General features: G+C 72.6%; 16 protein-coding genes and 1 pseudogene. 12 read left to right on the plus strand and 5 right to left on the minus strand.

All coding sequences use genetic code 11. The features are described from left to right. The first annotated feature begins 15 nt into the window (after nt 1–15). Nucleotides 16–2,061, plus strand: coding sequence for a beta-galactosidase (locus ACYBSK_RS12355; RefSeq protein WP_460246069.1), 2,046 nt, complete (start codon nt 16–18; stop codon nt 2,059–2,061). Nucleotides 2,062–2,116: 55 nt separating this feature from the next. Beyond that, the gene (locus ACYBSK_RS12360) at nt 2,117–4,141 is read left to right on the plus strand and encodes an RICIN domain-containing protein (protein WP_460246070.1); all 2,025 of its coding nucleotides are present in this window, start codon (nt 2,117–2,119) and stop codon (nt 4,139–4,141) included. Between the two features lie 68 nt (nt 4,142–4,209). On the opposite strand, the gene ACYBSK_RS12365 is transcribed toward ACYBSK_RS12360, so the two are convergent. Continuing rightward, complete coding sequence (locus tag ACYBSK_RS12365; RefSeq protein WP_460247009.1) at nt 4,210–5,274, minus strand: FecCD family ABC transporter permease; 1,065 nt, start codon at nt 5,272–5,274, stop codon at nt 4,210–4,212. 5 nt (nt 5,275–5,279) lie between these two features. Then, nucleotides 5,280–6,332: a FecCD family ABC transporter permease gene (locus tag ACYBSK_RS12370; RefSeq protein ID WP_460246071.1), complete on the minus strand. Its 1,053-nt coding sequence runs from the start codon at nt 6,330–6,332 to the stop codon at nt 5,280–5,282. 91 nt (nt 6,333–6,423) lie between these two features. Here ACYBSK_RS12370 and fes point away from each other — a divergent pair, with 91 nt between their 5' ends. The 9 genes and pseudogenes from fes to ACYBSK_RS12415 form a co-directional block, all read left to right on the plus strand. Further along, nucleotides 6,424–7,737 (plus strand): enterochelin esterase, encoded by a 1,314-nt coding sequence (gene fes / locus ACYBSK_RS12375; RefSeq protein ID WP_460246072.1) that lies wholly within the window; start codon nt 6,424–6,426, stop codon nt 7,735–7,737. Between the two features lie 70 nt (nt 7,738–7,807). Continuing rightward, nucleotides 7,808–8,794 (plus strand): ABC transporter substrate-binding protein, encoded by a 987-nt coding sequence (locus ACYBSK_RS12380; RefSeq protein ID WP_460246073.1) that lies wholly within the window; start codon nt 7,808–7,810, stop codon nt 8,792–8,794. Continuing rightward, nucleotides 8,791–9,600 carry a 2,3-dihydro-2,3-dihydroxybenzoate dehydrogenase gene (locus tag ACYBSK_RS12385; RefSeq protein WP_460246074.1) on the plus strand — a complete coding sequence of 270 codons (810 nt, stop codon included), beginning with the start codon at nt 8,791–8,793 and terminating at the stop codon, nt 9,598–9,600. The genes ACYBSK_RS12380 and ACYBSK_RS12385 overlap by 4 nt, the downstream gene beginning before the upstream one ends. A gap of 150 nt (nt 9,601–9,750) precedes the next feature. After that, nucleotides 9,751–10,941, plus strand: a complete 1,191-nt coding sequence (locus tag ACYBSK_RS12390; protein ID WP_460246075.1) for an isochorismate synthase — start codon at nt 9,751–9,753, stop codon at nt 10,939–10,941. Further along, nucleotides 10,938–12,578, plus strand: a complete 1,641-nt coding sequence (locus ACYBSK_RS12395; RefSeq protein WP_460246076.1) for a (2,3-dihydroxybenzoyl)adenylate synthase — start codon at nt 10,938–10,940, stop codon at nt 12,576–12,578. Before ACYBSK_RS12390 ends, ACYBSK_RS12395 begins: the two co-directional genes overlap by 4 nt. Nucleotides 12,579–12,615: 37 nt before the next feature. Beyond that, nucleotides 12,616–13,257 (plus strand): isochorismatase family protein, encoded by a 642-nt coding sequence (locus ACYBSK_RS12400; RefSeq protein WP_457476963.1) that lies wholly within the window; start codon nt 12,616–12,618, stop codon nt 13,255–13,257. Then, nucleotides 13,254–13,490 carry a phosphopantetheine-binding protein gene (locus ACYBSK_RS12405; RefSeq protein ID WP_457476964.1) on the plus strand — a complete coding sequence of 79 codons (237 nt, stop codon included), beginning with the start codon at nt 13,254–13,256 and terminating at the stop codon, nt 13,488–13,490. Before ACYBSK_RS12400 ends, ACYBSK_RS12405 begins: the two co-directional genes overlap by 4 nt. Beyond that, a complete protein-coding gene (locus tag ACYBSK_RS12410; protein WP_460246077.1) occupies nt 13,487–17,377 on the plus strand; it encodes an amino acid adenylation domain-containing protein in 3,891 nt (1,296 codons plus the stop codon). The genes ACYBSK_RS12405 and ACYBSK_RS12410 overlap by 4 nt, the downstream gene beginning before the upstream one ends. 29 nt (nt 17,378–17,406) lie before the next feature. Further along, nucleotides 17,407–17,664 (plus strand): annotated as a pseudogene (locus ACYBSK_RS12415) (class I SAM-dependent methyltransferase); the annotation flags it as partial. A 228-nt stretch (nt 17,665–17,892) separates the two neighbouring features. Here the strand turns inward: ACYBSK_RS12415 and ACYBSK_RS12420 are convergent. After that, nucleotides 17,893–18,531, minus strand: a complete 639-nt coding sequence (locus tag ACYBSK_RS12420; protein ID WP_460246078.1) for a LysE family translocator — start codon at nt 18,529–18,531, stop codon at nt 17,893–17,895. A 264-nt stretch (nt 18,532–18,795) separates the two neighbouring features. Here ACYBSK_RS12420 and ACYBSK_RS12425 point away from each other — a divergent pair, with 264 nt between their 5' ends. After that, the gene (locus ACYBSK_RS12425; RefSeq protein WP_460246079.1) at nt 18,796–19,749 is read left to right on the plus strand and encodes a TauD/TfdA dioxygenase family protein; all 954 of its coding nucleotides are present in this window, start codon (nt 18,796–18,798) and stop codon (nt 19,747–19,749) included. A 28-nt stretch (nt 19,750–19,777) separates the two neighbouring features. On the opposite strand, the gene ACYBSK_RS12430 is transcribed toward ACYBSK_RS12425, so the two are convergent. Both ACYBSK_RS12430 and ACYBSK_RS12435 read right to left on the minus strand, forming a co-directional pair. Next, nucleotides 19,778–19,981: a hypothetical protein gene (locus ACYBSK_RS12430; RefSeq protein WP_457476969.1), complete on the minus strand. Its 204-nt coding sequence runs from the start codon at nt 19,979–19,981 to the stop codon at nt 19,778–19,780. A 27-nt stretch (nt 19,982–20,008) separates the two neighbouring features. After that, entirely contained in the window at nt 20,009–20,416 is a 408-nt protein-coding gene (locus tag ACYBSK_RS12435) for a CoA-binding protein (RefSeq protein ID WP_457476970.1), read from the minus strand. Between the last annotated feature and the right edge of the window lie 73 nt (nt 20,417–20,489).

Genomic DNA, 20,489 nt, shown 5'->3' on the forward strand with positions numbered 1-20,489 from the left:
CCTGGAAGGACGTCCATGGTCGCCCCCCTCACCTCCCGTTTCCCGTACGCGAAGGGCTCGGACGGCACCCGGCGCCTCGGCTACGGCGCCGACTACAACCCCGAGCAGTGGTCACGGGAGGTGTGGGCGGACGACATCCGGCTGATGCGCGAGGCCGGGGTGAACGTCGTCTCCCTCGCCATCTTCTCCTGGGCGCGGCTCCAACCCGCCGCCGACACCTGGGACTTCGGCTGGCTCGACGAGATCATGGACCTGCTGCACGCGGGCGGCGTCGGTGTCGACCTGGCCACCGCCACCGCGTCGCCGCCGCCGTGGCTCACCGCCGCGCACCCGGAGATCCTGCCGGTCACCGCGAGCGGCGAGACCCTGTGGCCCGGCGCCCGCCAGCACTGGCGGCCCACCTCGCCCGTCTTCCGCGAGCACGCCCTCGGCCTCGTCCGCAAGCTGGCCTCCCGCTACGCCGACCACCCGGCCCTCGTCGCCTGGCACGTCAACAACGAACTGGGCTGCCACAACGTCTACGACTACTCCGACGACGCGGCCCGCGCCTTCCGCGGCTGGCTTCGCCGCCGCTACACCACGCTCGACGCCCTCAACGACGCGTGGGGGACGGCGTTCTGGTCGCAGCGCTACAGCGACTGGGAGCAGCTGCTGCCGCCACGCCTCGCCGCCTCGCACCCCAACCCGACCCAGCAGCTCGACTTCAAGCGGTTCTCCTCCGACGCGCTCAAGGACCATCTCCTCGCCGAGCGGGAGATCCTGCGCGAGCTGACCCCGGACACGCCCGTCACCACCAACTTCATGGTGATGCCCGGCACCAAGGGCATGGACTACGCGGACTGGGCGGACGAGGTCGACTTCGTCGCCAACGACCACTACGTCATCCCCGGCCCGCAGGACCGCGACGAGCTCTCCTTCTCCGCCAACCTCACCAGCGGCATCGCGGGCCACCGCCCCTGGTTCCTGATGGAGCACTCCACCAGCGCAGTGAACTGGCAGCCCGTCAACCTGCCCAAGATGCCCGGCGAGCTGGCCCGCGACTCGCTGCTGCACGTGGCGCACGGCGCCGACGCCGTCTGCTTCTTCCAATGGCGCCAGTCGGTGGCGGGCGCCGAGAAGTACCACTCGGCGATGGTCCCGCACGCCGGAGCCGACAGCGAACTCTTCCGGTCCGTGGTCGAGCTCGGTGCCACCCTCGACGCGCTCGCGCCGATCGCCGGCAGCGGCCGCGAGCCGGCCCGCGTCGCACTCCTCTTCGACTGGGACTCGTGGTGGGCGAGCGAGCAGGACTCCCACCCGACCTCCCGCCTCGACTACCACCGCGAGGCCCTCGACTGGTACGCGGCGCTGCTGCGCCTCGGCATCCGCGCCGACGTGGTGCCCGCGCACGGCACCGACCTGTCCGCGTACGACGTCGTCATCGCGTCCGTCCTGCACGTGGTGCCGCAGCCGCTCGGCAAGGAGCTCACCCGGTACGTCGAGGGCGGCGGACACCTCGTCACCACGTACTTCTCCGCGATCGTCGATGAGAACGACCACGTGTGGCTCGGCGGCTACCCGGGCGCGCTGCGCGACGTCCTCGGCATCCGTATCGAGGAGTTCGGGCCGCTCCTCGACGGCGACACCGTGGACCTGGACAACGGCACGACCGGCAGCCTGTGGACCGACCGGATCTCCGTCACCGGCACCGACGTCGAGGTCCTCGCCGGGTACCGCACCGGCACGTACGCCTCCCGCCCAGCCGTCACCCGGCGCGCCACGGGCCGGGGCTCGGCCGCGTACGTCTCCACCCGGCTCGGCGTGGACGGGCTGACCGTGCTGCTGCCGGAGCTGCTCGCGCCCGCCGGGGTGAGCAGTGAACTCCCGCAGCAGGCGCGGGGGTTGGTGGAGCCGGTGGTCCGGCGCGACGCCGAGCACCGCTATCTCTTCCTGGTCAACCGCAGCGACGAGGAGGTGGCGCTGCCGGGTGTCACCGGAGAGGTCCTCGTCGGCCCGTCCGGCGACGACCTCGTACTGGCGCCCCGCCAGGTCGCCGTCCTGCGGCAGCCGCTCTCCTCCTGAGACCGATCCCGCCACGCACCACACTCCGCTCACACCACGACACAGGGAGCACACGTTGGCGCGCTTGACCCGCAGACGGTTCATCGGCATCGCCGCCGCCACGGCAGCGGCGGCCGGTACCCAGCTCTCGACCGCACAGCTCGTCGCCGCGGCCACCGCGGCGACGGTCACGGTCACCCCCGACCCCTCGTACCGGCACGACCGGTTCGAGGGGTGGGGCACCAGCCTCGTCTGGTTCGCGAACGCCACCGGGCACTACCCGGACGAGATCCGCGAGAGGATCGCCGACCTCGTCTTCGGACGGGACGGCCTCGCCCTGAACATCGCCCGCTACAACATCGGCGGCGGCAACGCCCCCGACGTGCCCGACTACCTGCGGGCGGGCGGCGCCGTCGAGGGCTGGTGGCAGGCGCCCGAGGGCACCACCCGCACGGACACCGACTGGTGGGACCCGGCCGACGCGGACCACTGGAACGAGGACGCCGACGCGACCCAGCGCTGGTGGGTGGACCGGATCAAGAAGGACATCACCCACTGGGAGACGTTCTCCAACTCGCCGCCGTACTTCATGACGGTCAGCGGCTACGTCTCCGGCGGTTTCGACGCGTCGAAGGACCAGCTGAAGGAGGCGTCCGTCGACGACTTCGCCACCTATCTGGCCGGGGCGACCCGGCGCCTGGAGAAGGCGCACGGCATCAAGGTGAAGACCGTCGACCCGTGCAACGAGCCCAACACCAGCTACTGGGGCACGAAGCTGGGCGCCGACGGCAATCCGACGGGCGGCCGCCAGGAGGGCTGTCACATCGGGCCCGCCTTCCAGCAGAAGATCGTGACCGCGCTCGACGCGGCGCTGAAGAAGGCGCGCACGACGGCCGTCGTCTCCGCGATGGACGAGACGAACCCGACGACCTTCGTCACCAACTGGACCAGCTACCCGGCCGACGTGAAGAGCCGCGTCGCCCAGATGAACGTCCACACGTACGGCACCGGCGGCCGCACCTCCGTCCGCGACCTCGCCAAGGCCGAGGGCAAGCCGCTGTGGATGAGCGAGGTCGAGGGCGACTGGGGCGACGGGCAGTCCTTCACCGACATGCGGCCCGGCCTCGGGCTCGCCCAGCACATCGTCGACGACCTGCGCGAACTGGAGCCCAGCGCCTGGGTGTTCTGGCAGCCCGTCGAGGACTGGGACAACATGAGGCCCGGTGGCGAGTCCGCCAAGGGCGGCAACTGGGGCGAGGTCCAGGTCTCCTTCAGCGCGGGACCCGACGACACCCTGGAGACCTGCCCCGTCCACACGAACACCAAGTTCGACACCGCCCGGAACTTCACGCACTACATCCGGCCCGGCGACCACCTCGTGAAGACGGACGACCCCCACAGCACCGCCGCTGTCACCCGTGGCGGCAACGGCGCCACCGTCGTCCACGTCAACAGCACCACGAGCCCGCGTACGGTCACGCTCGACCTGTCGAAGTTCGCGACCGTACGCCGGGGCGCGACCGTCACCCCGGTCGTGACCAGCACGGACGGCAAGCTGGCGGAGCGGGCGCCGATCGCGGTGACCGGCCGGAGAGCCACCTTCACGGTGCCGGCGCAGTCGGTGACCACGTTCGTGATCAACGGCGTGTCCGGGGTGGCGAAGGACGCCGCCGAGCTGCGCCGGGGACGCACGTACGAGCTGACGGGCGTGCAGAGCGGCAAGGACCTCACCGTCGCCGCCGACGCTCTCGTGATCAGCGGCGGGACGGGCGCGGCCGGTCAGCGGTGGCGGCTCGCGGAGATCAGCGCGAGCGGCCCCGCGAACCGCAGGCGGCACGTGTTCACCAGCGCCGCCGACGGCCGCCGGCTCGCCGTCCGCGACGGCGCGGCCGTCGTCGAACCCGACACGGGGGAGCGCGACCCGGCCGCCCAGTGGATCCTGTCGACCACGGGCGACGGCACGTACACCCTCGTCAACGCGGGCACGGGACGGCTCCTGGAGGTCGGCGGGCAGGCCACGCACGAAGGTGCGCCCGTCGGCACCTGGCAGCCCAACTCCGGCTCCAACCAACGCTGGAGGGTCACCGACGTGACGGCCTGATCCGGCCCACGACGCCGCCCCCGCCACGCGTCACGTGGCGGGGGCGGCGCCGTACCGCACGCATCCGGTCAGATGTGGTGCGCCCTGCGCTCCCGCAGCAGCAGCCACGCCAGGAACAGGCCGCCCGCCACACCCGTCACCACGCCCACCGGCATCAGCGCGGAACCGGTCACGCGCTGCGTCAGCAGGTCGGCGGCCGTCACCAGCAGCGCGCCCATCCACGCGGCGGGCAGCACGTTCGGACCCGCGGCGCGGGTGACGCGGCGTGCCAGCTGCGGGGATGCCATGGCGAGGAAGGGGATCGGTCCGGCCGCCGCGACCGCCATCGCGGTCAGCCCCGTGCCCGCGCACAGCAGGATCAGCCGGCTGCGCTCCGGCGGCACACCGAGCGCGCCCGCCGTGTCGTCGCCCATCTCCAGCATCGTCAGCCGCCGCCCGAACACCAGGACCACGGGCACGCAGAGGACCAGGCCGAGCGCCGCGATCCGCACCTCGGTCCAGCCGCGGTCGTTGAGTGAGCCGATCATCCAGCTCGCCGCCTGGGCCGCCTTGCCGATGTCGGCGCGGACGTACAGGAAGCTGGTCGCGGCACCGAGCACCGCCGAGACGCCGATGCCGACGAGTACCAGCCGGTACCCGTGCACGCCCCGGCGCCAGGCCAGCAGATACACCGCGGCGGCCGTGGCGAAACCGCCGGCCAGCGCGCCGAGCGCGGTCTGCGGCGCCCCCGCGTTGAGGACGATGATGGCCACGAGCGCGCCCGCCGACGCGCCGTTGCCGAAACCGATGATGTCCGGGCTGCCCAGCGGGTTGCGGGTGAGCGACTGGAAGACGGCGCCCGCCATGCCCGTCCCGAACCCGACCAGGACCGCGACGACGGCGCGCGGGAGCCGCAGGTCGAGGACGATGAACTCGGCGCCCGGCGGCCCGTTCCCGGCGAACGTCCGCACCACCTCCACCGGCGACAGTTCGTACGTGCCCGTGCCGACGGAGAGCACCACGAGGAACGCCGTCACGACGATCAGTACCAGGCAGACGAGGACCGTACGCGGGTCGAAACGCACCGAGAACCGGCCCGCCCGCACCCGTCCGTGCCGCCACTGCGCCCGGAAAGCCCCGGGCCGGTCCTTCACGAGGCTCACAGCTGCGCCACCTTCCGCTGCCGTACGAGGTGGATGAAGATCAGTCCGCCGATGAACGACGTGACGATGTCCGCCTGGATCTCCGAGGGCGACACCACGATCCGGCCGATCACGTCGGCCAGGAGCAGCAGCGCGGGCGCGAACAGCGCGCAGTACGGCAGCATCCAGCGCGGATCGGGGCCGGTGAACGCGCGGACCGCGTGCGGGATCATCAGGCCGATGAAGCCGATCGGGCCGCACACGGCGGTGGCGCTGCCGCACAGCAGTGTGATCGCCACGATCGACAGCACGCGGGTGCGCCGCACCGACGTGCCGAGCGCGCGGGCGTGGTCCTCGCCCAGCGACAGCGCGCCGAGCGGCCGGGCCAGGGCGAACGCCAGGAGCGCCCCGGCGATCAGCAACGGCAGCGCGTAGAGCAGGAGTTGCGGGTCGCGCTTCTCCAGCGTGCCGACGGACCAGTGGCGCATCGAGTCCAGGGCGTTGAGGTCCCACAGCTGCAAGCCGTTGACGTAGCCGAACAGGGCCGCGTTGACGGCCGTGCCGGCGAGCGCCAGCCGGACCGGTGTCGCCGCCCGGGTGCCGCCCAGCGCGTTCACGGCGACGGCGGCGACGGCCGCGCCGATCAGCGCGAACCACAGGTACCCGGAGAACGACGTGATGCCGAACACGCTGATCGCGGTGACGACGGCAGCCGAGGAGCCCGCGTTCACGCCGAGCAGTCCGGGGTCGGCGAGCGGATTGCGGGTCAGTACCTGCATCACGCCGCCCGCGAGACCGAGCGCCGCGCCCACGGCGATGCCGATCAGCGTCCGCGGCAGCCGCAGTTCCCGAACGATGTTGTCGTACGCGGTGCCGGACGGCGAGAAGAGCCCGCTCCAGACCTGGCCGGGCGCGATGTGCTCCGTGCCCACCGCGAGCGAGAGGGCCCCCGCCGCGACCAGGAGCACCAGTCCGAGGACGAGTCCTGCGGTGCGTGGTGGGCGGCTGCGCGGCTCGGTGGCCGGGAGTTGCTGTGTTCCGCCGGGGCGGAGTCGTATTCCTGCGGGCATGTGATTAGCTTAGGCTAACCTTACCAAGTCTGCTAACAATTACGTTGACAAAACGAAGGCCCTCGCTGGGGACGTCGGAGGAAGAGGAGTCATGAGCGTCCAGTCCGTTGCCGCCCTGCCGGACCACCGGCCGGACCGCGTCACCGGTACCCGCGTCACGCTCCTCCAGGAGCGCATCGCCGCGGCCGACGACGCTCAACGCGGCCGTATCGCCGAGGAGTTCTGGCGGGAGGCCGCGGCCGCCGGCACCCCGCTCGTCGAGGAACTCGACGGCGACCCCGACCACCGGGCGGTCACCTTCCTGTGGCGCGGCCACCGCGCCACCCGGCAGGTACTGCTCATGGCCAACCGGCTCGGCGATCGCGGCCATCTCGCGGGATCGCTCATGGAACGGGTCCCCGGCACCGACGTCTGGCACCTCGGCCTGCGGCTGCGCGCCGACCACCGCGGTTCCTACCGGATCGCGGCCGACGTCTCGGCCAAGGAGCCGCCCGCCGACCCCGAGGTGCTCCAGGCGCGGCTGCGCTCGCTCGCGGCGCACGCCGCGCACGACCCGCTCAACCCCCGCCGCCTGCCCACGCGTTGGGGCGCCGACGACAGCTCCGTCTTCGCCCTGCCCGAGGCCCCCGCCCCGGCGTGGCCCGAACGGCGCGCCGACGTGCCGGCCGGACGCGTCGAGCGGCACCGGGCGGGCGCCGCCGCGCTGGACGGCGAGCGGGACGTATGGGTATATGTACCCCCAGGGCTGCGCGGGGAGGCCGAGCGGCTTCCCGTCCTCGTCCTCTGCGACGGCGACATGTGGTTCGGCCGCGTCGGACTCCAGCACACCCTCGACGCCCTGATCGCCGAGGGACTGCTGCCGCCGCTGGCCGTGCTCGCCCCCGACGCCGTCGACCGCCACACCCGCAACCGTGAACTCGGCGCGCGGGACGCCTTCGTGGAGTTCCTCGCCGACGAACTGCTGCCCTGGGCGGCGGGCCGCTGGCCGCTCGCCACGGACCCGGCGCGCACCGTCGTCGCCGGACAGAGCCTCGGCGGTATGGCAGCCCTCCACGCGGGGCGGCTGCGACCGGACCGTTTCGGCCATGTCGTCGCCCAGTCGCCCTCCCTGTGGTGGCGGCCGGGACTGCCGCCGGGCGTCGTCGACAAACACGTCTTCGGCGTCCCGTGGCTCGTCGCCCGGTACGCCGAGGCCGAACCGGCGCCGATCACCGTCCACCTCGACGTGGGCCTGCACGAGGGCGCGATGGTCGACCACTGCCGCGCGCTCCACGACACGCTGCACTCGGCCCGCTACCGGGTCACCCGCAACGAGTTCAACGGCGGCCACGACTACGCCTGTTGGCACGTCGCCCTCGCCGACGCCCTGGTCCGGCTGCTCGGCACCGGACCCGCCCCCGCCTAGCGGGGCCCTCGAACCTCCCCCCACGGACCGTTCACCCCCTCTCTTCTCATGTCTAAGGAGCTCTACGCACATGTCCTCCCTGAGAGCCCGTCGCGCCGCCCTGATACCCGCCGCCGCGGTCACCGGCGCCCTGCTGCTGAGTGCCTGTGGCAGCGGCGACAGCGGTGACGACGCGGACAAGGCCGCGAAGGCAGGATCGGCGTCGAAGACGCGGCAGCTCACCGACGCCCAGGGCCGCAAGGTCGAGGTGCCGAGCGACCCGAAGAAGGTCGTCGCGCTCAGCGAGCCGACCCTCGACGCGGCGCTCGCCCTCGGCGTCGACCCCGTCGGAGCCACCGCGGGCCGCGGCCAGAAGGGCGTGTCCTCGTACCTCGCCGACAAGGCCGCCTCCTCGAAGGTCGTCGCCTCCGTCGCCGAGGCCGACATGGAGAAGCTGGCCGCGCTCCAGCCCGACCTGATCCTCCTCGACGAGACGACCGGCGCGAAGAAGACCGTCGACAAGCTCCAGGAGATCGCGCCGACCGTCGTCACCGCGAAGCTCAACGAGGACTGGAAGACGTCCTTCACCGCCATCGCCGACGCCCTCAACAAGAAGTCCGACGCCGAGAAGTGGCTCGCCGACTTCGACACCCAGGTCGCCGCCACGAAGAAGGAGCTCGGCGACAACGCCGGCAACTCCGTCTCCGTCATCCGCTGGCAGGACGGCGCCCCGTCCGTCGTCGGCAAGGGCGCGGGCCACGTCGGCTCGACGCTCAAGGCGCTCGGCATGGACCGGCCCAAGGACCAGCAGGGCGCGAGCACCGGGCACAGCGAGCCCGTCTCCCTGGAGAAGCTGTCCACCATCGACGCCGACTGGCTGTTCTTCGGCGCCCTCGGCAGCAAGGACGACAGCCAGAAGGCCTACGAAGAGGCCCAGAAGGTCACCAACTTCGGCAAGCTGAAGGCCGAGAAGGACGGGCACGTCGTCGTCATCGACGGCTCCGCCTGGAACAGCGCGGGCGGACCGCTCGCCGCGCAGACCGTCCTCGACGACATCAAGGGGGCGCTCGCCAAGTGACCTCCCCCACCACTGGTCAGGACCTGGCCGGCCGGCTCGCCCTCGTCACGGGGGCGGGCCGGGGGATCGGCGAGGCCGTCGTCGCCGCGCTCACCGAGCGCGGGGCCCGCGTCCTCGCCACCGATCTCGACGCCGAAGCCCTCGCGAAGAGCGTGGCGCCGTACGCCGACGGGCAGGTCGTCGGCCGGGCCCTCGACGTCACCGACGCCCACGCCGTGGAGGCGCTCGTCGCGGAGGCCGAGGACACCCTCGGCGCCGTCGACGTCGCCGTCAACGTCGCCGGAATCCTGCGGGGTTCGGCCGTCGTCGACCTCACCGACGAGGACTGGAACGCCTGCTTCGCCGTCAACACCGGCGGTGTCATGCACGTGTCGCGGGCCGTCGCGCGGCGGATGACCGGGCGGGGGAGCGGCAGCATCGTCACCGTCGCCTCCAACGCCGCGGGGATCCCCCGGCAGGGCATGGCCGCGTACGCCGCGTCGAAGGCGGCCACCGCGATGTTCACCAAGTGCCTCGGGCTGGAAGTCGCCGCGCACGGGGTGCGGTGCAACACCGTGTGTCCCGGGTCGACGCTCACCGACATGCAGCGTGGCATGTGGGAGGCGGCGCCCGGTGGTGACGCCGAGGTGGGGGCCCGTGCCGTCATCGAGGGTGACCTCGCCGCGTACCGCACCGGGATTCCGCTCGGCCGCATCGCCGATCCCGGGGATGTCGCGGAGGCCGTCGCCTTCCTCGCCTCCGACCGGGCCCGGCACATCACGATGCAGGACCTGTACGTCGACGGGGGCGCGACCCTCCGGGGGTGACCGGGAGCCGTTCCCACGTCGCGGGGCTCCGCCCCGGACCCCGCTGCTCAATCGCCGCAGGGGCTTGAAAGGCCTGCTCAATCGCCGCAGGGGCTTGAAAGCCTGCTCAATCGCCGCAGGGGCTTCAATTCGCCCAGCTTTGGAGACGTCATGACCACCGTTGTCCGTCCCCGTGTGCCCGAGATCGTTTCGCCGGGCTCTGCCACCGCCCTCCTGGAGGCCTACGCACCCGTCACCGACCGCTTCCTCGCCACACCCCACCGCACTCTCCTCGGGCGCGGCGTCGTCGCCGAACTTCCGCACAGGGAAGGACCGTTGAGCCCGCGCGTGCGGGCGCTGCTCGACGCCCGGCGGCGGGCCGGGGACCCGAACCCCGTCGTCGTGGGCGCTCTGCCGTTCGCGCCCGACGGGGCGCCCGCCCTCGCCGTGCCGGAGTCCGTGCGGTGGGCGCCGCCGCTGCGCGAGGACCCGCTCATCGCGCTGCCCGTGCCGGCCGCCGACGCCGACTGGACCGTGCGCGAGGTGCCGGCGCCCGAGGTGTACGGCGCCGCCGTCGCCGCGGCCGTCGACCGCATGAAGGCCGGTGAGTTCGACAAGGTCGTCCTCGCCCGCACCCTCGAACTGACCGCCCCGCAGGCCCCGGACCTGCCCGCGATGCTGCGCGGACTGGCCCGTCGCGACCCGGCCGGGTACACCTTCGCCGTGCCCAGCGGCCCCGGCCGCACCCTCGTCGGCGCCAGCCCCGAACTCCTCGTGTCCCGCACCGGATCGACGCTCACCGCGAACCCGCTCGCCGGTTCCGCGCCGCGCAGCGCCGACCTCGCCGAGGACGTGCGCCGCGCCGCCGCGCTCCTCGAATCGGCGAAGGACCTGCACGAGCACGCCGTCGTCGTCGACGCGGTGCGCGCGGCCCTCGCCCCGTTCTGCCGGACCATCGACGTGCCCGCCCGCCCCACCCTCGTCCGGACGGCCGCCATGTGGCACCTGTCCACGACCGTGACCGGGGAGCTCGCCGACCCGGAGGCCACGACCGCCCTGGATCTGGCCGCCGCCCTGCACCCGACCCCGGCCGTGTGCGGCACCCCCACCGACCTCGCCCGGCAGGTCATCGCCGAGTCCGAGCCGTTCGACCGCGGCGCCTACACCGGCATGGTCGGCTGGCAGAACGCGGACGGCGACGGCGAGTGGGTCGTCACCATCCGCTGCGCCGAGGCCGAGGGCACCCTGCTGCGGCTGTTCGCGGGGGCCGGTGTCGTCGCCGAGTCCTCTCCCGAGGCCGAGACCGCCGAGACCGGCGCCAAGTTCCGTACGTTCCTGAACGCCGTGGGAGCGACCCTGTGACCACCGTCGATGTCCTCACGCCCGGCGTCGACGCGCCGACCTGGCCCGCCGAGTTCGCCGAGCGCTATCGCGCCGCCGGATACTGGCGCGGCGAGACCTTCGGCGGCGTGCTGCGCGAGCGGGCCGCCGACCACCCGGACCGGATCGCGCTCGTCGACCCCGCCCCGGAGCGCCGCACCTGGACCTACCGCCAACTCGACGAGAACGTCGACCGGTTGGCCGCCGGGTTCGTGGAGCGGGGCATCGCCAAGGGTGACCGCGTCGTCGTCCAACTGCCGAACGTCGGCGAGTTCGTCGAGGTCGTCTTCGCCCTGTTCCGCATCGGCGCACTGCCGGTGTACGCGCTGCCCGCGCACCGCGAGAGCGAGATCACGTACTTCTGCTCCTTCACCGAGGCCGTCGCCTACGTGATCCCCGAGCGGCACGCCGGATTCGACCACCGGGCACTCGCGAGCACGGTGCGCGCCGAGGTGCCGACCCTGAAGCACGTGTTCGTCGTCGGCGCCGACGCCGGGGAGCACACTCCGCTCGGCGAAGTCCCGGCCGAACCGGTCGAGTTGGACGGACCCGAGCCCCATCAGCTCGCCTTCCTCCAGCTGTCCGGCGGCACCACCGGGCGGCCCAAGCTGATACCGCGCACCCACGACGACTACATGTACTCGCTGTGGGGCTCCAACGAGATCTGCGGCGTCGACGCCGACACCCGCTTCCTCGTCGTGCTGCCCGCCGCCCACAACTACCCCATGAGCAGCCCCGGTTGGCTCGGCGTGCTCTACGCGGGCGGCACCGTCGTCCTCGCGCCCGCGCCCGACCCGGAGACCGCGTTCCCGCTCGTCGCGAGCGAACGGATCACCATGACCGGGCTCGTCCCGCCGCTCGCCCTCGTCTGGACCGACTCCGCCGCCGGTACCCCCCACGACCTGTCGAGCCTCGAACTCGTCCTCGTCGGCGGCGCCAAGTACAGCGAACAGGCCGCCCGCCGCCTCGAACCCGCCCTCGGCTGCCGGCTCATGCAGGTCTTCGGCATGGCGGAAGGTCTCGTCAACTACACCCGGCTCGACGACGACCTCGAAACGACCGTCGCCACCCAGGGCCGCCCCATCTCCACCGACGACGAGGTGCGGGTCGTCGACGACGCCGACCAGGACGTCCCCGACGGCGACTTCGGGCACCTGATCACCCGCGGCCCGTACACCATCCGCGGCTACTGGCGCGCCCCCGAGCACAACGCCCGCGCCTTCACCGCCGACGGCTTCTACCGCACCGGCGACATCGTGCGCCGCACCCCCACCGGGCACATCGTCGTCGAGGGCCGGGCCAAGGACCAGATCAACCGCGGCGGCGAGAAGATCGCCCCGGAGGAGATCGAGAACATCCTCCTCGCCCACCCCGCCGTGCACGACGTCTCCGTCGTCGGCGTCCCCGACGAGTACCTCGGCGAACGCTCCCTGGCCTACGTCATCCTGCGCGCCGACGCCGAACCCCTGCGCTCCGTCGCCGTGAAGCGGTTCGTACGGGAGCGGGGAGTCGCCGCGTACAAGGTGCCCGACCTCGTCGAATTCGTCGATGTCTTCCCGCAGACCGGCATCGGCAAGATCAGCAAGAAACACCAGCGGTCCGCCGCCGAGCAGCACTGAGCGCCGCCCCACCGCATCCCTCCGAAAGGCCCCCACCGTGGCACTCCCCGCCATCGCCGCCTACCCGCTCCCGACCCCCGAGGAGCTCCCCGCGAACCGCGTCGCCTGGACCGTCGACCCGGCCCGCGCCGTGCTGCTCGTGCACGACCTCCAGCACCACTTCCTCGCCAAGTACCCGCAGAACGAAGAGCCGTTGACCGGCATGCTCGACAACACCGCGCGGCTGCTGAAGGAGAGCCGGGCCCTCGGCGTGCCCGTGTACTACTCCGCCCAGCGCGGCGGCCAGACGCCCGAGGAGCGCGGCCTCCAACTCGACTTCTGGGGCCCCGGCGTCGCCGACGACCCCGCCGTCCTCGCCATGCCCGACGCCGTCGCCCCCGAGGACGGCGACACGGTCCTCACCAAGTGGAAGTACAGCGCGTTCGTCCGCACCGAACTCGATTCGCTGATGCGGGAGTCGGGCCGCGACCAGCTGGTGATCGTCGGCGTGTACGCGCACATCGGCGTGATGATCAGCGCCGCCGACGCGTGGATGCGTGACATCCAGGCCTTCGTCGTCGCCGACGCCGTCGCCGACTTCACCCGCGAGGACCACGACATGGCGCTGCGCTGGGCCGCCGGCCGCTGCGCCGTCGTCACCACCACCGACACGTTCATCGAGGAGGTACGGGCCGCATGACCACCCTCACCGCAGAGAAGATCCGCGAGGACGTCGCCGACTGCCTGGGCGAGGACCCCGCCGACATCCCCGTCGACGAGAACCTCGTCGACTACGGGCTCGACTCCGTACGCGTCATGACCCTCCTGGAGCGCTGGCGCAAGGAGCACGGCGTCGACGCCTCCTTCGTCGACCTCGCCGAGCAGCCCGCCGTCGAGGCCTGGGTGAAGATCCTGGGGGTGACCGCCTCATGACCGCCCTGCTCAGCGAGCCCGGACCCGCCGCCGTCGGCGACCTCGTGCTGCCCCTCACCGCCGCCCAGTCCGGCATGTGGTTCGCGCAGGCCCTCGACCCGCTCAGCCCGGCGCAGAACACCGCCGAGTACCTGGAGATCGACGGCGACCTCGACCCGGAGCTGTTCGCCCGCGCCCTGCGCCGTGTCGTCGAGGAGGCCGACGCGCTGCGCGTCCGCGTCGAGGACACCCCTGACGGACCCCGCCAACGGGTGTGCGGCAGCGTCGCGTTGCCGCTCACCGTGCGCGAGGACCTCACCGAGGAGGACGCGCTGGAGTGGATGCGCGAAGACCTCGACCGGCCCTGCGACCTGGCCACCGGACCCCTGTTCGCGCACGCCCTGTTCCGCGTGGGGGAGCGGCGCTGGCTCTGGTACCAGCGCATCCACCACCTCGTCATCGACGGCTTCGGCTACTCCCTGCTCGTGCGCCGGACCGCCGAGGTCTACACGGCGCTCGTACGCGGCGACGACCCGGGCCCGCGCACCTTCGAGACGCTCGCCGACCTGCTGGCCGTCGACGCCGAGTACCGCGCCTGCGACGCCTTCGCCGCCGACCGCGCGCACTGGGGCGAGGCGTTCGCCGACCGCCCCGAGGCGCCCCGGCTCGCCGGACGCGGCGCCCTGCCGTCCCGCTCCTTCCGCCGCCGTACGACACGGATCACGCCCGGGACGACCGACGGGCTCAAGGAACTCGCCGCGCGCACCCGCGCCACCTGGCCCGACGTCCTCATCGCCGCGCAGGCCCTCTACACCTCCCGCGCCACGGGCCGCTCGGACGTCGTCCTCGGCCTGCCGATGATGGGCCGCATGGGCTCCGTCGCGCTGCGCGTGCCCGGCATGGTCATGAACGTGCTGCCGCTGCGGCTCACCGTCACCCCCGACGCCACCTTCGCCGAACTCGTCCGCCAGGTCGTCCTCGGCGTCCGCGAGGTCCGCCGCCACCAGCGGTACCGCTACGAGGACATCCGCCGCGACCTCGGCCTGCTCGGCGAGAGCCGGGGCCTGGTCGGACCGCTCGTCAACGTCATGCCGTTCGACTACGGCGCCGAGTTCGCCGGTGCCCCGGCCGTCGCCCACAACCTGTCGGCGGGCCCCGTCGAGGACCTCACCGTCAACATCTACGACCGCGCCGACGGGCGCGGCCTGCGCATCGACCACGACGGCAACCCGGCCCTGTACGAGGACGAGGAACTCGGCGCCCACCAGGCCCGGTTCATCGACCTCCTCGACCGCCTCGCCACCGCCGACCCCGGCGCCCCGCTCGGAGAACTCGGCATCGCCACCAGCGCCGAACTCGCGCTCGTGCTCGACGAGTTCAACCGCACCGAACGGGCCCTGCCGCCCACCACCCTCATCGGCCCGATCGAGGCGCAGGCCGCCCGCACCCCGGACGCCGTCGCCCTCGTCCACGACGGCACCGTGCTCACGTACGGCCAACTCAACGCCCGAGCCAACCAGTTGGCGCGGCATCTCCAGTCGCTGGGCGCCGCCCCCGGGCGCCTCGTCGCGGTCTCCGTGCCGCGTTCCGTCGAGCTGATCGTGTCCCTGCTCGCCGTGCTCAAGTCCGGCGCCGCCTACCTGCCGCTCGACCCCGACTACCCGCAGCAGCGCCTCACGTACATGCTCCAGGACGCCGCACCCGTCTGCGCCGTCACCGACACCGCTGACCGCCTCCCGGCCGACACGGGCACACCGCTGGTGGCGCTCGACGGCCTCGACCTGTCCGGGTACGCCGCCGTCGACCCGGCCCGCGCGCTCACCCCGGCCCACCCCGCGTACGTCATCTACACCTCCGGCTCCACCGGCAGGCCCAAGGGCGTCGTCGTCCCGCACTCGGCGATCGACAACCGGCTGCGCTGGATGCAGCACGCGTACGGCATCGGGGCCGCCGACGTCGTCCTCCAGAAGACGCCGTCGTCCTTCGACGTGTCGGTGTGGGAGTTCTTCTGGCCGCTGCGCGAGGGCGCGACGCTCGTCGTCGCCGCGCCCGGCGGCCACAAGGACCCCGCGTACCTGGCCCGCCTCGTCCGCGAACAGGCTGTCACCACCTGCCACTTCGTTCCGTCGATGCTCCAGGTGTTCCTCGCGGAACCAGGCGCCGCCGCCTGCGCGGGCGCGCTGCGCCGCGTCTTCTGCAGCGGCGAGGCCCTGCCCCGCGAGACGGCGAACGCCTTCGCCCGCACTCTGCCCGGCGTGGCCCTGCACAACCTGTACGGCCCGACGGAGGCCGCCGTCGACGTCACGTACCACGCGTGCGAGCCGGTCGGCACGGGACCCGTACCCATCGGCCGCCCCGTGTGGAACACCCGCCTGTACGTCCTCGACCAGGCCGGACAGCCCTGTCCGCCCGGCGTGGTCGGCGAACTGTACCTGGCGGGGCGGCAGTTGGCGGACGGCTACCTGAACCGCCCCGAGCTGACCGCCGAACGGTTCGTGCCGAACCCCTTCGGCGGCGGCCGCATGTACCGCACCGGCGACCTCGCCCGCTGGACCGAACGCGGCGAGGTCGAGTACCTCGGCCGCACCGACCACCAGGTCAAGCTGCGCGGCCAGCGCATCGAACTCGGCGAGATCGAGGCGGAGTTGGCGGCGCTGGACGGCGTCGAGGGGGCCTGCGCGCTCGTCCTCGACGACCGCCTCGTCGGCTACGCGACGGGAACGGACCTGGACCCGGCGGAGATCCGCACCGCCCTCGCCCGGACCCTCCCCGAACACATGGTGCCGTCCGCGATCGTCCCGCTCGACGCCTTCCCGCTCAGCCCCAACGGCAAGCTGGACCGCCGCGAACTCCCGGCCCCCGTCTTCGCGGGCAGCGGCGCCCGGCGCCCGTCGACCCCGCGCGAGGAGACGCTCACCCGCCTCTTCGCCGAAGTGCTCGACGCCGAAGGGGCGGGCCCCGACGACGCGTTCTTCGACCTCGGCGGCACCTCGCTGCTCGCGGTGCGCCTCGTCAACCGGGTCCGCGAGGAACTCGGCGCGGAGCTGACCATCGGCTCCCTCTTCGCGTCGCCCACCCCGGCCGCCCTCGCGGCCCGCATCGACGACGCGGCGCCGGTGTCCGCCGACGCCCTCGGCGTCGTCCTCCCGCTGCGCGCCGAAGGCACCCGCCCGCCGCTCTTCGCGATCCACCCGGCGGGCGGCATCTCCTGGTGCTACGCGGGCCTGACCGCGCGCCTCGGCCGGGACCAGCCCGTCCACGGCCTCCAGGCACGCGGCCTGACCTCCCAGGACCCGCTGCCGGCCACGCTGTGGGAGCAGGCGGCGGACTACGTGGACGAGATCCGCCGGATCCAGCCGCACGGGCCGTACCGGCTCATCGGCTGGTCGGTCGGCGGCATCCTCGCGCACACCGTCGCCGTACTCCTCCAGGAAGCGGGGGAGACGGTCGAACTCCTCGCCCTGCTGGACGCGTTCCCCGCCGAACAGTGGCGCGAGCGCCCGGCCCCGGAAGAGGGCGACGCCCTCACCGCCGTCCTGCGCATGGCCGGTTTCGAACGAACCGACGAAGCCACCCGCGAGGACGTCCTCGCCACCCTCCGCAAGGCGGGCAGCCCCCTCGCGGGGCTGAAGGACAGCACGCTCTCCCGGATCGTCGACATCGTCCCGAACCACGCCCGGATGATGCGTGCCCACGCACACCGCCGCTACGAGGGCGACGTCCTCTTCTTCACGGCGGCGGCCCCGCGCCCCGAGGACTGGCTGACCCGCGAGGCCTGGCACCCCCACATCACGGGCACGATCACCAACCACGACCTGCCGTGCACCCACCCGGAGCTGCTGCGGGAGGAACACGTGGAACGTATCGCGGACGCGCTGGCGGTAGCCCTGAAGGAACTGAACGACTGACGCGCGTCCGGCCGCGTACCGTTCGCCGGATGACGGACACGGACCGCGAACGCCTGCGCACCACGTTCACCCAGGACGCCGAACGCTACGACCGCGCCCGCCCCGGCTACCCGCCCCGCCTGTTCGACGACCTCGCCGAGCACGCGGGGGCGGGGCCGGGGTGCCGCGTGCTGGAGATCGGCTGCGGCACCGGGCAGGCGACCGTGCCGCTGGCGCCCAGGACAACGCGTCCCACCACGGCGCCGACCGCTTCGCCCCGCCCGTCTTCCGCCGCTACGAACGCCGCCTGAGCACAAAGGTGCACTGGGCGAGTGACAGCCAAGCTCGTCCTCTGGGTATCCACGTCACCGCCGGTCAGGCTGGTGACGCCCCGGCCTTCGAGGCGGTCATGGCCAGGCGGCCTGGCTCTGCGGACGGACGAACTCGCCATCGCCTACCAGGCCGCACTCCACACGGCGTCCATCGTGATCTGGGTCCGATGCCGAGCAGGTCGCTGGTTGCCGACCTTCGGATCGTCAGTTGCCGAGTGCCAACCTGATACCGAAAACGCCGATGACGGTTCCGGTGATCCGGTCGAGCAGGCGGCGGGCCCGGGGTTTGCGGAGCCACCCCTGCAGGACGCGAGCGAAGCCGATGAGGACGGCAGACCAGAGCAGACCGATGAGGACATGCACCGTGGTGAGCAGGAGGCCCACGGTGAAGTGGCCGGCCCCCGGCGGGATGAACTGGGGCAGGACGGCGACGTAGAAGGCGCCCATCTTCGGGTTCAGGAGGTTGGTGAGCGTCCCCTGCCGCCAGCCGCCGCTGACCGAGTCCGCGCCGGCGGCCGGAAGGGATTCGTCCGCGACTGCCGTTGGCAGCCCCCGGAAGGTGTCCCGGAGCATGCGGGCCGCCATCCAGATCAGGTAGGCGGCGCCGATCCAGCGCAACGCGGTGTAGGCGAGGTGGGAGGCCGTGAGAAGGGCGGTCACTCCGAGCGAGGTGAACGCGCCCCACACCAGGGTGCCGGTCTGGATTCCGAGGACGACGCCCCAGGCTCTCCTGCGTCGGCCGAGGGCCGACGTGCGCAGGATCAGTGCCGTGTCGAGGCCGGGAGTCAGAGTGAGGAGCCCTACAACGAGGGCAAAGGACCACAGGGCGGAGCTTATTGCCATGGAATGCCAGCTTACCTCGCCGTATCCCTGACAGAACCGCGGCCGACGGGCCGCCACGGGCGACGGCCTTGCCCCCTCGGCCGCAGGGGCTTGATCACCCGAAACGACCCTGCGTTTTCAGCCTCTCCGGCGATTGAGGAGCGAGGCCCGGGGCGGAGCCCCGGGGGTGCAACGGACGCCCGGCGTGACACCCGCATTGCAAGGTCGTAAAGCGATCCGGCGGAACCTTGACCCGCTTTCGCGCCGCTCGCCAAGCTCCTGTTCATGACGCCCACCACCCCCACCGCCTCCACCACCATCGAAAAACTCGGCGGCCGTCTCGGCGCCGTGATCTCCGGGGTCCGCCTCGGCCCCGACCTGGACGCGGCCACCGTCGCCACGATCCGTGCCGCCGCCCTCGACCACAAGGTCGTCTTCTTCCGCGACCAGCACCACCTCGACGCCGACAGCCACGAGGGCTTCGCCCGCCTCCTCGGCACCCCGGTCGCCCACCCCACCGTGCCGTCCGTCGACGGCCGCTACGCCCTCGGCATCGACAACGAGCACGGTGGCCGCGCCAACCAGTGGCACACCGACGTCACCTTCGTCCCCGCCTACCCGGCGTTCTCCATCCTGCGCGCCGAGGTCGTCCCGCCGTACGGCGGCAACACCCTGTGGTCCAACACGGCTGCCGCCTACGCCGAACTCCCGGAAGCGCTCCGGGCGTTGGCGGACACCCTGCGCGGCGTCCACACCAACGACTACGACTACGCGGCCGCCCGCCCGGAAGCCCCGACCGCGGCGATCGAACAGCACCGCAAGGTGTTCACGTCGACGAAGTTCCAGACCGAGCACCCCGTCGTCCGAGTCCACCCGGAAACCGGTGAACGCACCCTGATCCTCGGCAATTTCCTCCAGAAACGCTCCGGCTTCAACGCCCGCGACTCCCGCGCCCTCATCGGCATCCTCCAGTCGCACGTCGAGCGCCCGGAGAACACGCTCCGCTGGCAGTGGCGCGCCGGCGACGTCGCCATCTGGGACAACCGGGCCACCCAGCACTACGGCGTCGACGACTCCGACGACCACACCCGCACCCTGCGCCGCGTCACCATCGACGGCGACGTCCCCACCGGCGTCGACGGCCGCCGCTCCACCCTCCTGTCCCCGACGACGGTCCCGGCACCGGAGTACGGCATCGCCTCCGGGGCGTCGACGGACGGGGCGTTCGCGGAGGCCTGACGGCCCGACAGCGGCACGCGGCGTCCGGTCACCGCCCGCCCTTGGCTCCGGGCAGGACCCACCTGGGCGGTCCGCTCACGGACTTCCCCTCGGCGGTGTAGTCGTCCTCGCCCGCGTACTGGACATACGCGCGGGAGCCGCGTGAGCTCATGATGGCGAAGGGCTCACCCTTGTCACTGACCTCCCAGGTCCTCCGCTCGCCGTCCTCGCAGCCGCTCTGGGGGTCGACCACGTCGCTAAGGGAGCGATCCGGTGGCGGTCAGCCGAGCCGCGGGATCTCGATCGCCGGGCACTTGTCCATGACCATCTCCAGGCCGGCCTCCCGCGTCCGCTCGTACGCCGCCTCGTCGACCACGCCGAGCTGGAACCACACGGCCTTGGCGCCGATCGCGGTGGCCTCGGCGGCGACCGGGCCCGCGAGGTCGCTGTTCACGAAGACGTCGACCACGTCCACGGGGAAGGGGATGTCGGCGAGGGAGGCGTAGCCCTGCTCGCCGTGGACGGTCTCGGCCTTCGGGTGCACCGGCACGATCCGCTTGCCGAAGCGCTGGAGGGTCTCGGCGACCCCGTACGCGGCGCGGGACCGGTTGGAGGAGAGGCCGACCACGGCCCAGGTGTCCCCGGACTCGGTGAGGATCTTGCGGACCGTGTCGTGATCGCCGTACATGGGGGCCTCCTGGGTAGGGACGTGTGTTCGTAAACGGGTAACCCGCGAGGCGGCGCCGGGATTCCGGGGCGGC

The sequence above is a fragment of the Streptomyces sp. BYX5S genome, from assembly GCF_054724165.1.